The sequence below is a fragment of the Pseudonocardia sp. DSM 110487 genome (assembly GCF_019468565.1).
Lineage (GTDB): Bacteria > Actinomycetota > Actinomycetes > Mycobacteriales > Pseudonocardiaceae > Pseudonocardia.
In genome coordinates this window covers 246447-259307 of the sequence record NZ_CP080521.1, presented here as the reverse complement: position 1 = coordinate 259307, position 12861 = coordinate 246447, and the positions used below count along the sequence as shown (strand labels likewise).

The following is a 12861-nucleotide window of genomic DNA, read 5'->3' as shown; positions in this document are numbered from 1 at the left end:
CGCTGATCGCTCCTGAGCTCGGAGTAGAAGGGGTGTTGCAAAGGGGTTCGGTCGGATGACCGGAGAAAGGGCGTCCCGCACGTCGCGCTCGAGGCAAGCGACCTGCGCACAACCCTGGTGAGCCACGCTGTTGCGCCGGAGGCAAGCAACTGGCGTGGCCACGAGGGGCGGACCCGAGCCGTTGCGCCGTGGGCAGCAACTGCGGTGGATCCGCTCGGTAGAAACCTTAGGAAGGCCGGAAGCCCTCCGGTGTCGGGCGAACACCCGACACCGCCGTCATGGTCTGTTGAGCTCGGCGAGCGTGATGATCCCGTCGTCCAGCGCCCGGCTGACCAGCTCGCTCTTGGTGCGGGCCGGCCGCCCCACGTTGGCGTACTTCGCCCGCACCCGCGCGATGTAGGTGTCGACGGTCTTGACCGTGATGTGCAGTTTGGCCGCGACGAGGTCCTTGGACGACGACGCGAACCAAGCTCGGAGCACTTCCAGCTCACGCCCGGACAGCCGGGGTCGATCGGAGTCATCGTCCGCGATGAACGCTCCGGAGAGCGACGGCGGGGTGTACGCCGTGCCCTGGGCAGCGGCCCGGACGGCCGGCACCAGGTGCTCCGGCCCTTCGCGCTTGGTCAGGTAGGCGAGCGCTCCCAGGTCGATGCATTTGATCGCCGTGGCGTTGTCGAGGTGCTGTGAATACACGACGACGCGGCGGCCGCTGTCGACCAACCGGCGCAACTCTCCGAATTCGGGATTCCCCGGGACCAACTCCAGATCGAAGACCACGACATCCGCCTCCGCACCCGGTCCGGTCCAGACGTCGGCGAGCCGAGCCCCGGCGTCGACGACTCGAATCGGCGGCACCGCCTCATCGCACCAAGAGCGCACTCCCGCGACGACCGCGACGTGGTCGTCCACGATCACCGCTGTGATCGTGGCTATCGCGTCGGTTCCCATTGCGCCTCGATCCACACCGTCTCCTCGTTGCTGAACGTATCAATCCGCACGCCAGGTACCGTCGGTGGCGGAATATCGACCGCGCCGCAGTCCGCCACAACGCCGACCGACACGAGATCCGCTCCCCCGATCACCGTCACCCGCGCCCGCGACACCGCGGTGGCGAGGGCGGTGAGGGCCGCCTCGGTCAGTTCACGTCGCACTTCTCTCGGCGGAGTGGGCCACTTCCCGCGCGCGTCGAGTTCGACGACGACGCCCTTGCGGTCGGCGATGTCGGCACAATGGCGCAGCTCGTGCAGCAAGGGATTCGCGGCCTCGTCCACCTCGGCGAACAGTCGCCGCATCCGCGCGGCCTCGATGGCGCAGCGACGCTGCACGTCGGTGTCCTCGGAATCGAGCGACCCGTCGGCGAGCCCTTGCAGCAATGGGACGGCCGTGCCGGACAGCTCGGCGAAACGCTGCTGGCGGCGCTCGTGCGATTCCGTCGCGACGGCCTCCGCGGTTCGTACGCGCTCGATCTCCCGGCGGGCGGCCTCCGCCTCTGCGTGAATCCGGCGCACCGCGGCCGCTCCCACCGCGATGCACAGCGGCACGCCGATCACGTTCACCGAGCCCGTCGCGAGACGCAGAAGCGCACCGCGGGTGACATCGTGGAACAGGAGCAGGTTCAGCACCGCGATCAGCTCGTGGGCGGACAGGAACGCCACGACGCTGCGCAGCGGGCGGTCGTGCAGCACGGCCAGGCCCACGAAGTTCGTCGCGCCGAACACCCAGTCCACGGTGGTGGAGGTCTGTCCGTCTGGCAGGGTCACCGCCGACAGGGCCGACGCCGCGAACGTCACGACGATGGCCGGGATGCGCAGGCGTCCCCACGGGCGCCGCCGGACGAGCAGCACCGCCTCGACCCCGAGCACCGCGGCGAGGGCTGCGTAGGCACCCACCTGGGCGAGCGGGACCTCGTACTCCGCCATGTTGCTCAGCAGGTTGGCGCCACCGAGCCCGAGTGCGATGGCCGCGGAGATGATCAGCGTCGCGATCCGCACGCTGTGCGGGACCTGCGCCTCACCACTGTCACTCATGCTCGGCTCGCCATTCCAGCCTCACGACGGTGCCCGCGCCCACGGCGGAGATGACCGTCGCCGTGCCCCCGATGCGGCTCATGCGTCCGTGCACGGAGTGCCGCAAGCCGCGACGCGTGCCGGGGACCTCGTCGACCGGGAAACCCACTCCTTCGTCGACGATGTCGAGCCGCAGCCCTCGGGAGTCGCCCCGGAGCCGGACGGCCGCATGGTCCACTCCGGCATGACGGCGGACGTTGTTGAGGGCCTCCCGCGCCGCGTCGGCGATCGCCTGCGCCACGGCGAAGGGCAGCGGAATCCGCTCCGGACCGTCGAGCCGCACCGCGAGGTGCGTCGCGTCGAGGTCTTCGCGCAGCATGGCGACGAGATCAGCGTGGTCGGGCACTCGCCGTCCGTCGGTACGCATCCGATCGAGGTCGCGGCGCGCCTGCGGCGCCAGCCAACCGGCGCCGGCAGGCACCTGGCCCGTGCCCACCATGAGCAGTGTGGTGGAGGCGGTGTCGTGCAGCGCGTTGGCGAGCTCACGCTGGTCGGCGCGCACGGCCGCTTCCACGTGTGCCGCGCGACGAGCCCGTTCGGCCTCGAGCGCGAGGGCATCGGCCCGCCGCGCGGCTCGCACGATGAGCACCCACGCGGCTCGGGACAGCCCTGCTGCCACCAGCACCCACGCCTGCCCGCGGAGGATGTCCATGTCCGCTCCGACCACGACGCTGGTGAGGACCAGCGCACCGACCGCCGCAAGCGCCGCGAGGCCGCCGGCGAGCGGCGGCGCGTACCACTGGTAGGTCACGACGCCGAACGTGACGAGCAGCCGCAGGGGGCCGCGGTCGACGTCCGCGCCGGTAGTGGACACGAGGACCGCGGAGACGACGCAGGCGGCGAGCAAACCTGCGACGTCGACGGTGAGCGGCAACAGCACCTGGTCGGAGCGGGTCAGCCACCACGCATACACGCAGGTCCACGCCACAAGGACGCAGGCCTGGACGATCTGGGCCGCTGTGAACTCCGGCGCCACTCTGAACACGCTGATCGCCCCGATCGGCAACGCCGTCGCGATGCGGACGACACCGGCGTACCGGCGACCGAACCGCGCCAGCAGCCGTTCGGAACCTCCGAGCTCTTCCGACATGTGCCCCTCACGCAGCTGTGCCGGAATGTAACGGCGATCGGATCCGGACGGCGAGGATCAAATTGCCCAGCGAGCACATCCGCAAGTAGCAGATCTAGCCGTCGGTGGCCCGTGCCGTGAGATCGGCGGCGCGGAGGGCGAGCCACACGTCGAACCGGGCGCTGGGCGGCTGCAGCAGCGACCGTTCCAGGGCCCGCTCCAGCCGGCCGAGCCTCTTGCGTGCACCAGGGACGGAGACGCCGAGCGCGTCGGCCGTGGCACTGAGCCGCGCATCGCGATCCAGCCAGATACGGAGCGTCGACTCGAGCGCGGGGTCGCGGATCGGGCGGAGGGTGGCCAGCGCCCACTCCCGGACGGCGGGCGCCCGTAGGAGGTCGTCCAGATCGACGACGTCGGTCTCGTGGGCCGTCGTGGCATGAGGCATGGCCCTGACGCGCAGAGCGAGGTCGAGCACGGCCTGGTCCGCCACCCGACCGAGGTCGAGCCCGAGCAACTCCCCGATGAGGCCGAGCCGCGTGACGAGCGTGTTCCGGTGGATCTTCAGCTGCCGGGTCGCCGCGGTGGAGAACGACAGCCAGGACCTGGCGGTCGCCACGAGCTCGACAGCGTCCGGATCGCTGCGGCGTGCCGGCACGTGGGTGATCAACGGAGTCAGCACCGCGGTGGCCCACGGCAGGCCGTCTCGCCCGACGAGCGTGGCGAGGTCCAGCCGGGCGTCGAAGCGAGCCCACCGTTCCGGGCGCCCCCGCGCGACCGTCAGCGCGTGGAACGCCTGCTCGTAGCCGGCGGCGGTGTCCCGCAGCGCGACGACGTCGCCGGTCCCGACGACGCAGCCGTCGAGGCCTGCCGTGAGTGCGACCTCCAACGAGGGCAGGTGCCCGGCGGCCACGACGAGGACGTGGCGCACCTGAACCGGGCATCGGACGATCCATGCCGTGTTCCCGGTCAGTTCCGCGCACCGCCGCAGCACCTCGTCGCGCTCGCCGGGCCCGCATTCGACGACGTGCACCCGGACCGGATCGGGCAGCGGCGGCAACAGGGCGGCGGCGATCTGGCCGGCGATCGCCGTGTTCCTCGATGTCAGCAGGTGCAGGACGGCCTCACGCGATCGGGCCTCGGCCTCCTCCACCCGCTGCCGGGTGCGCCGGGTCTCCTCCGCCCACCAGCAGGTGCCGAGCAGCGAGGCCGCGTCGCTCGCCAGGGACCGCGGCACGTAATCGTCGCCGACGAACACGAGCACGGGGCCGGGACCGTCCGCCGGCTGGTCGACGACCAGCAGCAGGGCGGAACGCGTCGGGCCGTCGTGCGCGATGAACGTGGTGAGCCCCCGGTCGAGCATGTCCTCGATGCCGCGGCCGACGAGCGCCATGTCGGTGCGGTCGAGATCCCCGATGCTGACGAGCACTGCGCCCGAGCGGTCCACCAACCCCGTCCAGCACCCCGTGCGGCTCGACAGCCAGCGCAACAGCGCCGCGCTCCCGTCCGCGCGGCGGCCCAGCCGGTGCATCGCCAGTACGTCGAGCGAGCGCTGGGCCGGGTCGTCAGGCGAAGTGACGATCGTCGATCACCGTCTTCCAGATGCCGACCGCAGCAGTGACGCCGCATTTCTATCCGACGGACCCGCGTCCCGGGTCAACGCCCGACGAACCCGCGGCGCATGTCATCGACGACGAGCGGGCGGTCGAGGGTGGAGGGCGCCAACTGCTGCGGCGGGCGATCGCGCGGGAACACGGCGGCAGCCTGCAGCCCGGCGGAGTCGAGGAAGCGCAGCGGAGGCGTTTGCGGCGACAGCGCGAGCTCGGGGGCGGACGGGGCGGTGCCGCCAAGCGCGAAGCCCCAGTCGCCGAACGACGGCACGTGCACGTGGTACGGCGTGACCGTGAGCCCGGCCGAGGCGACGGTCGACACGGTGCGCCAGTACGCGGTGGGAGTGGAGTACGGGCTCCCGGCCTGCACCGCCACCAGCCCGCCCGGACTCAGGGCCGCGCGCACCAGACCGTAGAACTCGGTGGAGTACAGGCGCCCCAGCGCGGGGGTGTCGGGGTCGGGCATGTCGACCACCACCGCGTCGAAGCCACGGGCCGCAGGATCGCGGAGCCAGGTGAACGCGTCCGCGGTGATCACCCGGACTCGCGGGTCGGCCAGCGCGTGGTCGTTGATCCCGGCGAACCGCGTGCGGGCGAGCCGCACGACGGCGGGGTCCAGCTCGACCTGCACCACCTCCCGCACGGACGGGTGGCGCAGCGCCTCCCGCGCGGCCAGGCCGTCGCCGCCGCCGAGGATCAGCACGCGCCGCGGGTCGCGCGCGAGCACCGGGTGCACCAGCGCCTCGGTGTAGCGGTACTCGTCGCCGCTGGAGAACTGCAGGTCGCCGTCGAGGTACAGCCGCACGTCGCCGCCCCGCTCGGTCACGACGATCTGCTGGTAGGACGACTGGATGGCCTCGACGATGGGGTCGGCGTACAGCCGCTGGCGGGCGCTCACCTCGATGTCGCTCGCCTGCACGAGCAGCACCCCGAGCACCGCGGCGGCGGCGAGCAGCGCGACGGCGGCGCCTCGGCGCGCCCACGGCCCGAGCTGTGCTCGCAGCAGGAACGCTGCGACCACGGCCGCGGCGACCAGGTTGACCATGCCGGTCAGGGCGGCGCCGCGGACCTGGCCGGCCAGCGGCAGCAGCACGAACGGCCAGGCCAGCCCGCCGAGCAGGGCGCCCGCGTAGTCGGCGGCGTTGAGGTCGGCGAGCACCGACCCCGAGGTGCGGGCGTCGATGCCGCTCCGGCCGGACTGAAGCAGCGTCATCAGCAGCGGGACCTCGGCGCCGACGAGGATGCCGATCACCGCCGTCGCCACGACCAGCACCGGCGAGCTCTGCGTGTAGAAGGAGAAGGAGACGTAGAGCGCCACCGCGCTGAGCCCGCCGACGACGCCGAGCAGGATCTCGACGGCGACGAACACGGCGGCCGCGTGCCCGAGTAGCGGTTTCACCAGCAGCGCGCCCGCGCCCAGCGCCGCGACGAACCCGGCGACGATCAGCGACGTCTCGGTGATGCCGCCGCCCGCGAGGCTGGTGGAGAGCGTGAGCAGCACCAGCTCGTAGACGAGCCCGCACGCCGCGCACACCGCCACCGCGGCGAGCAGCAGCGGACGCGCCCACCGCAGCGGCGGCACTAGTGTCCCTAGGAGAGGGCGGCGGCGTTCACCGCGCCGATCGCGACCAGGCTGACGCCGACCGCCCACGCCGCACCGTTCATGCGCGGCTCGTTGACGAGGTTGCGCAGGTGGCCCGGCACGAACGCGTCGAGGAGCCGCAGCGCAACGCCCTGCAGGACGACGCCGATGATCCCGTAGACGGCCGAGTCGGCGAGGCCCTGTCCGAGGCTGTCGGAGCTCGTCATGATCGCGGTGACGACGATGATCGCCAGCGCGAGGTGGTTCGCGCCGAGCAGGATCGCGGCGTTCGGGTTGCGGTCGACGTAGACCTGGTGCCGCAGGTTGCCCGGCGTGAGCATGTCGAGCGCGAGGAAGCCGAGGCCGAGCACGGCGAAGCCGACGACGAAGTACAGCAGGGTCGCGAGCGCGCCCTGCGCGAGCGCGGTGGCGTCGACCGCCCCGAACTGGAGGGACTGGGTCGTCACGATCACGGATTTCTCCTGCTCTGGTGGGTCACTTCCCGTCCCCCGGTCCACCGTCGGTGGCGCTGCCGGCCGGCGAGCCCGGATCGAAACCGGAACCGAGGTGGCGGTAGCGGCCGCTGCGGTAGCCGTCGTCCAGGTCCTCGACGCGGATCGCGCTGCCTTGGGGGATCGCGCTCACGATGACGATGTCGTCGGCGTAGCGCAGGTACTCGGCACTGCCGTCGACCCCGCGTGCGGACGGCGGGAACTCCCCGGCGATCCTCGCGGTCGTGGCATCGACCGGGGATCGGAGCGCGCTGTAAGTGGCGGTGTCGCCGCTGCTTCCGTTGTACGAGTAGGTCTCGGAGAGGAAGTCGCGGATGTCGTCGTCGCCGCTGCACGCGCCGAGCGACAGCGCGGCCGCGGCGGCGAGGGCGGCGGCGACCGGTGCCCTCACCGTGCCCACCTGCTCCGCGTCGTCACGATCACGCCCCTCTCCGCACCGGGGTACAGGTGCCACGTCTCCCAGGTCCAGCCGCCGCCGGGCAGCGGGGCGGCCGCGAGGGCCGTCAGGGCGCCCGCATCACCCGGGAAGGCGCCGCAGAGCAGGCGGTCGTCGCGTTCGGCACGGGCGCGCAGCCGGACCGCGGTGGCGTCGAGGTCCGCCCGCGGCACCGGCGTGACGGTCGACGACAGCGTGTAGCCGTCGGACTCCGCCCGCTCGGGGAGCGCCCGCCCGCCTGCGGCGAGCGCGTCACAAGAGACCTGCTCGGTGAGGACGTGCCCACCCGAGCCGGCGGTGACGACGTGCGAGGCGCCCAGCACACCGAGCACCAGCCTGCCGCCGCGGCCGTCGTCGAGGACGAGCTCTGCGAGCGCGGCCGGGGCCGGGGCGTCCAGCAGCAGCCCCAGCGCCTCGGCGGCGACGTCGCGCGGCTCCACATCGAGGTGGTGGAGGCTCACGTGCCGGTCCGGCGGCGCGAGTACTGGCGCCACCGCAGCGCGAGCACGACGAGAACAGCGAGCACGGCGATCACGAGCAGGGCGAGCAGCGGCTCGCTCATGTCATGCCTCCCCCCGGCGGCATCCGATCGGATGACACTATCGTCTCGATCAAGGAGGTGCGGTGACCGGCCCGTCGGTCGCCCTGCAGTGGATCCAGCGTGCTCAGGGTTGCCGCCGCGCCGTCACCCTGATCTCTGCCACCCCGGTCAGGGCGCGGGAGACCGCGCAGCCTGCCTCGGCCGCCTCGGCGTGCTTCTGGAGGGCGGCTTCGTCGACGCCGTCCACGTCCACCGTGGTGTCGAGCTCGACGAGGTCGATGGTCGGCAGCCCGTCGACGGGACGCAGGCGCACCCGGGCGCTGGTGGCGACGCTGCGGGGAACGCTGCCGGCCTGGGTGAGCACGTGCGTCAGCGACATCGAGAAGCAGCCGGCGTGTGCTGCGGCGAGCAGCTCCTCGGGGTTCGTGGCGCCCACGGCGTCGTCGGTGAAGCGGGAGCGGAAGCTGTAGTCGGCTTCCCAACGCTTCGGGCCGACGACCAGGCGACCGCTCCCGTCCTGCAGGTCGCCGGTCCAGTTCGCGCTTCCGGTGCGTGCGGCCATCGCTCAGGTCCTCTCGTGGTTCGGTGCGACTGTGATGACTACCTTCCCGAGTGCGGTCCCGCCGAGGTAGTGGCGGAACGCCTCGGGTGCGTCGTCGAAGGGGAAGACCCGGTCGAGGACCGGCCGGATCCGGTGGGTGCCCACCGCGTGGACGAGGGCGACGAGCTGGGCCCGGCTGCCGACCGCGACCGGTCGGAGCGTCGCGCCCGTGGTGAAGACCGCATACGGGTCGAGGGTGGCACCCGGGCGCCCGCCGACGAACCCGACCACGGCGATCTCCCCGCCGAGCGCGACGGCAGCGAGCGAGGACTCCAGGTTGCCCGCCACGTCGACGACGAGGTCGGCCCCGCGCCCGCCCGTCGCCGCGCGGACCGCGGCAGGCCAGTCCGGCATGTCGCGGTAGTTCAGCACCTCGTCCGCGCCCAGCTCCCGCAGCAGGCCCGCCCGCGCGTCCTTCCCGGTCGTGGCGATCACCCGCGCGCCCATCGCGGTGGCCAGCTGGACCGCGAACAGCGACACCCCTCCCGTCCCGAGGGTCAGCACGGTGTCCCCGCGGCGTATCCCGCGGCCGCCGGTTAGCGCGTTCCACGCGGTCAGCCCGGCGACCGGCAGCGTGGCCGCTTCTGCGTCGGTGAGGTCGGCGGTGGGCTCGGCGGGGTCGTCCGGGATCTCGACGAGCGCGGTCGCGGGCAGCACGACGTGCTCGGCGAGCATCCCGTCGAGCGATCCTCCGATCTGGTCGATGACGTCGAGGGAGAACGGCCCGTCCTGCCAGCGCGGGAACGCCGCGACGACGACCCGCGCCCCCACCGGGGGGCCTGCGACGTCCGGTCCGGTCGCGGAGACGACGCCGACCCCCTCGGCGAGCGGGATCCCGCCGGCGCGGACCGGGAGCACGTACCTGCCTTCCAGGATCATCGCCTCGCGGTAGCTGAGCGAGGCCGCCCGCACCTCGACGAGGACCTCGCCGGGCCCGGGCACCGGGAGTTCGGAGACGTCGAGGCGGAGGCCGTCGAGGCCGGTCCCCGCGTCGAGCCGGTAGCTGCGCATGAACCGACCTTCGTCCTCCGGAGGTGCTGCAGCCCATTACCTCCTGGGTGCAGCGACGCCACGGCCCTACTCTGGTTCCGTGGGCGGCGGCGCGGGTGAGGTGCTGCGATTCTGGCGGCAGCGCCGCGGCATGAGCCAGCTGGAGCTCGCCACCGCGACCGGTGTGTCCACCAAGCACCTCAGCTTCGTGGAGAACGGACGGGCCCGGCCCAGCCGGCAGCTGCTCGTCCACCTCGCCGATGCACTGGACATGCCCCTGCGCGAGCGCGACCGGCTGCTGCTCGCGGGTGGCTACGCGCCGCCCCAGGGCGGGCCCGGCCCCCGGGACCGGGCGATGCGACCGCTGCGGCAGGCGCTCGACACGCTGCTCGCCGCCCACGACCCGCACCCGGCGATCGTGGTCGACGCCCGCTGGGACCTCGTGGCCGCCAACGCCGCCGCCGACCTGCTGTGGGACGGCGTCGATCCCGGGCTGTTGACGCCGCCGGTCAACATGCTGCGGCTGTCCACGCACCCCGAGGGCCTGCCGCGGATCTCCACCGCCACCCCGGTCTGCAGCCGGCCATTGATCGCCCAGTTGCGTCGGCAGGCCGACGAGGAGGCCGACGACGCGCTCCTCGACCTCGTGCTCGAGGCCGAACGGCACCTCGCCGCCGCTGCGGGCCGGCCGCCGCCCCGGTGGACGGGCGACGGCGTCATGGCCGGTTTCGAGCTCAAGACCCGCCTCGGTGTGGTCGGCCTGCAGACCGTGATCGCCACGCTCGGCGCCCCACTGGACGTGGGCGCGGCCGACCTGGCCCTCGAGACGTTCCTCCCCGCCGACGAGGACAGCGCCGCCCTGCTCCGCGAGCTGGCGGCCACCCGGCCCGAGCCGTCCGCACCGCGCGCGGAGAGCGCGGCGAACACGAACGGCGCGGTTCGACGACGCGCACGGTGAGAGCCCGGGCGGACGGGCGAACCTGGAGCTGCTCCGAGCACACGGATTAGAGTTGACCAACGGCGTGTACCGGGTGTGAGGAAGGTGGACCCGCTCGCCGACGACGGGAGGCCCGATGGGTTCGGCTGGGGCGTGCGCGGCCGACCTGCCGGCCGACGAGAAGCACGCGATACCACCGGGTGGCGGCCGCGTTCTCCGCGTCCTGTCGATCACAGCGGTCTTCGCAGGCGCTGCTGCCGTGTCGTGGTGGTCACAGTGGCTCGACGCGACAGCGACCGGCGTGGTGATCCTGCTCGTGATCAGCTCCTTCGCCGCCACCGCAGCGGTGTTGGCCGAGGACCCGGAACAGCGCCCGAGCGCGCGGGCGATCGCGCTCTCGGCCGCCTGTTATCTGGTGTCATGGGGCTGGGGGTGGCCGCCGGAGTGGCAGGCGAGCCCGCTGCCCATGATCTCCTTCGTCTGCGGCTACCTCTGGGTCGTGTGCCTCGGGGCCGCGCTGATCCGCTACCCGCAGGCCCGCCTCGAACGCTGGTACGAACGGCTTCTCCTGCTGGCCTTCGCCGGTTGGGTGTGCGGTGGGAAGCTCGTCATCGCCGCGGTGTCGCGCCCCGGCTGGGCCGACTTCGACGACCGCGCCTGGTGGCTCGCCCTCGCGCCGGACCAGCGCCTCTTCACGACCCTGACCACGATCTTCAACATCGGGCTCGTCGCGTTCGGGGTAGGCCTCGTCGCCCTCCTGCTGGGCAGGATCTGGCGCGGCCGAGGGCTCGAACGAGTCGATGCCCTGCCCGCTGTCGTCGCTGCCGTCACGATCGCGGTGTCGGCCATCCTCTACATCGGGACGCGGATCCTCGGGCTGCCCGGCGCCGTCATCGACGTACTGCGGATCGCCACCGCCGCCGCGGCGCTGCTCACACCGATCGCGTTCCTCGCCGTGGAGGTGCGCCGGCAACTGATCCGTTCGGCGGCCGCCGAATTCCTGCCGCGCATCTACTACGCAACCACCCTCGACGAGGTCCGCGCGGAGCTGCGCCGGGCGCTGCGCGATCCCGACCTGGAGCTGTGGCTCCCCGGCGAAGTCCCCCCTCCCGACGCCATCGGCGACCGGTACCTGGTCCCTGTGAGCTCCACAGACGGCGCCCTGCTCGCGATCATCGGGATGCCGCAGGCGGTGCGTCGACACAGTCGGCTGGTCGACGCCGCCACCGGAGCCGTCGGCATGCTGCTCGACCGGCAGGCGAACCAGGCCGAGATCGCAGCCTCGCAGGCCCGCCTGCAGCTCGCCGAGCGCCTCGCCCGTCACGACATCGCCCGCGACCTGCACGACGGTGCCCAGCAAGTGCTGCTCAGCGCGCAGCTGCGATTGGCCGTGGCCACCCGCAGGGCAGCCGACGACGCCAGCACGAAGGAAGCCATCGAGCAGGCGCGCATGGAGGTGGTCAACGCCTTGGAGGTCATCCGCGGTCTCACCGCTGGTGCACCCGTGCCCGCCGGCGGCAAGAGTCTCGCCGAAGCCCTCCCCGAACTGGTGCGGTCCATCGATATCCCGGTCCATCTGGACGTCACCGCGGAACGCCTTCCCGCAGCGATCGAACGGAATCTCTGGTTCATCGCCTCGGAGGCGATCACGAACATGCGCAAGCACTCCGGGGCTACCTCGGCCTGCCTGACGATCGAACGCCACGGCGACACCGTCGAGCTCCGCGTCGTCGACGACGGCCGCGGTGGGGCCGAGTGCACCGCCCACTCCGGCCTGGCCGGAGCCGCTGACCGCGCCCGAGCGCTGGGCGGGCGGATGGAAGTGCGAAGCCCTGTCGGGCAGGGCACGACCGTGCTGGTCAGGCTGCCATGCGCGTGACGATCGCCGATGACCATCCGCTCTTCCTCGCCGGCCTCACCAGCTGGCTCACCGAAATCGGCATCGAGGTCCTCGGCGCTGCGCACACCGCCGACGAGCTCCAGGCGATGGTGCGCGCCAACCCGCCCGACGTCGCGATCGTCGACATCAGCATGCCGCCGCACTTCGCCGACGAAGGCCTGCGCGCTGCCGAGACCATCACCACCACGGCGCCGGACGTCGGCGTCCTCGTGATCTCCGCCAGCCGCGACGCCGAGTGGGCGGCCCGGTTGCTGCGCTGCCGGCCAACCGGGGTCGGATACCTGCTCAAACACAACCTGACCGACGCCGAGCGGCTCCGCGACGCCCTGAACCGGATCCACGGCGGCGGGGTCGCGGTGGACCCGGACGTCGTCGCCGATCTCGTGGCCCGGCAGGCGATGACCGACGCCCTGGAATCGCTGACGCCGCGGGAGCGCGAGGTGCTCACCCACGCCGCGGAGGGCATGTCCAACCGCGGCATCGCTCAACTCCTCGGCATCGGGGAGCGCACCGTGGAGAACCACGTGACCCGGATCTTCCACAAGCTGAAACTGCCCGATGGCAACCAGCGGGTGCTCGCCATCCTCGAGCTGCAGAAGGCCGAGCGCAGCCGTCGGTGA

The 12861-nt window shown here is 72.5% G+C and carries 13 protein-coding genes; 3 read left to right on the top strand and 10 right to left on the bottom strand.

Annotated features, from left to right (window positions below; translation table 11 throughout):
* Positions 1-276 precede the first annotated feature (276 nt).
* From K1T35_RS01040 to K1T35_RS00995, 10 genes are all read right to left on the bottom strand, one after another.
* Positions 277-915, bottom strand: coding sequence for a response regulator (locus K1T35_RS01040; protein ID WP_370645290.1), 639 nt, complete (start codon positions 913-915; stop codon positions 277-279).
* Between the two features lie 14 nt (positions 916-929).
* Positions 930-2027, bottom strand: a complete 1098-nt coding sequence (locus K1T35_RS01035; protein ID WP_220258321.1) for a hypothetical protein — start codon at positions 2025-2027, stop codon at positions 930-932.
* A complete protein-coding gene (locus K1T35_RS01030) occupies positions 2020-3156 on the bottom strand; it encodes a sensor histidine kinase (protein WP_220258320.1) in 1137 nt (378 codons plus the stop codon). Before K1T35_RS01030 ends, K1T35_RS01035 begins: the two co-directional genes overlap by 8 nt.
* A gap of 94 nt (positions 3157-3250) precedes the next feature.
* On the bottom strand, positions 3251-4663 hold the full coding sequence (locus K1T35_RS01025) for a helix-turn-helix domain-containing protein (protein WP_220258319.1): 1413 nt from the start codon (positions 4661-4663) through the stop codon (positions 3251-3253).
* 125 nt (positions 4664-4788) lie between these two features.
* On the bottom strand, positions 4789-6324 hold the full coding sequence (locus K1T35_RS01020; RefSeq protein ID WP_220258318.1) for a polyamine aminopropyltransferase: 1536 nt from the start codon (positions 6322-6324) through the stop codon (positions 4789-4791).
* Positions 6325-6332: 8 nt separating this feature from the next.
* On the bottom strand, positions 6333-6797 hold the full coding sequence (locus tag K1T35_RS01015) for a DUF350 domain-containing protein (RefSeq protein ID WP_220258317.1): 465 nt from the start codon (positions 6795-6797) through the stop codon (positions 6333-6335).
* Between the two features lie 22 nt (positions 6798-6819).
* A complete protein-coding gene (locus K1T35_RS01010) occupies positions 6820-7227 on the bottom strand; it encodes a DUF4247 domain-containing protein (protein WP_220258316.1) in 408 nt (135 codons plus the stop codon).
* Positions 7224-7733, bottom strand: coding sequence for a DUF2617 family protein (locus tag K1T35_RS01005; RefSeq protein ID WP_220258315.1), 510 nt, complete (start codon positions 7731-7733; stop codon positions 7224-7226). The genes K1T35_RS01010 and K1T35_RS01005 overlap by 4 nt, the downstream gene beginning before the upstream one ends.
* Positions 7734-7937: 204 nt before the next feature.
* The gene (locus K1T35_RS01000) at positions 7938-8375 is read right to left on the bottom strand and encodes an OsmC family peroxiredoxin (RefSeq protein WP_220258314.1); all 438 of its coding nucleotides are present in this window, start codon (positions 8373-8375) and stop codon (positions 7938-7940) included.
* Positions 8376-8378: 3 nt separating this feature from the next.
* Positions 8379-9425 (bottom strand): NAD(P)-dependent alcohol dehydrogenase, encoded by a 1047-nt coding sequence (locus K1T35_RS00995; protein ID WP_220258313.1) that lies wholly within the window; start codon positions 9423-9425, stop codon positions 8379-8381.
* A gap of 79 nt (positions 9426-9504) precedes the next feature.
* On the opposite strand from K1T35_RS00995, the gene K1T35_RS00990 reads away from it, so the two are divergent.
* The 3 genes from K1T35_RS00990 to K1T35_RS00980 all read left to right on the top strand — a co-directional run bounded on the left by K1T35_RS00990 (position 9505) and on the right by K1T35_RS00980 (position 12861).
* Entirely contained in the window at positions 9505-10362 is an 858-nt protein-coding gene (locus K1T35_RS00990) for a helix-turn-helix domain-containing protein (RefSeq protein WP_220258312.1), read from the top strand.
* 115 nt (positions 10363-10477) lie between these two features.
* Entirely contained in the window at positions 10478-12220 is a 1743-nt protein-coding gene (locus K1T35_RS00985) for an ATP-binding protein (protein ID WP_220258311.1), read from the top strand.
* Complete coding sequence (locus tag K1T35_RS00980) at positions 12217-12861, top strand: response regulator transcription factor (RefSeq protein ID WP_220258310.1); 645 nt, start codon at positions 12217-12219, stop codon at positions 12859-12861. The genes K1T35_RS00985 and K1T35_RS00980 overlap by 4 nt, the downstream gene beginning before the upstream one ends.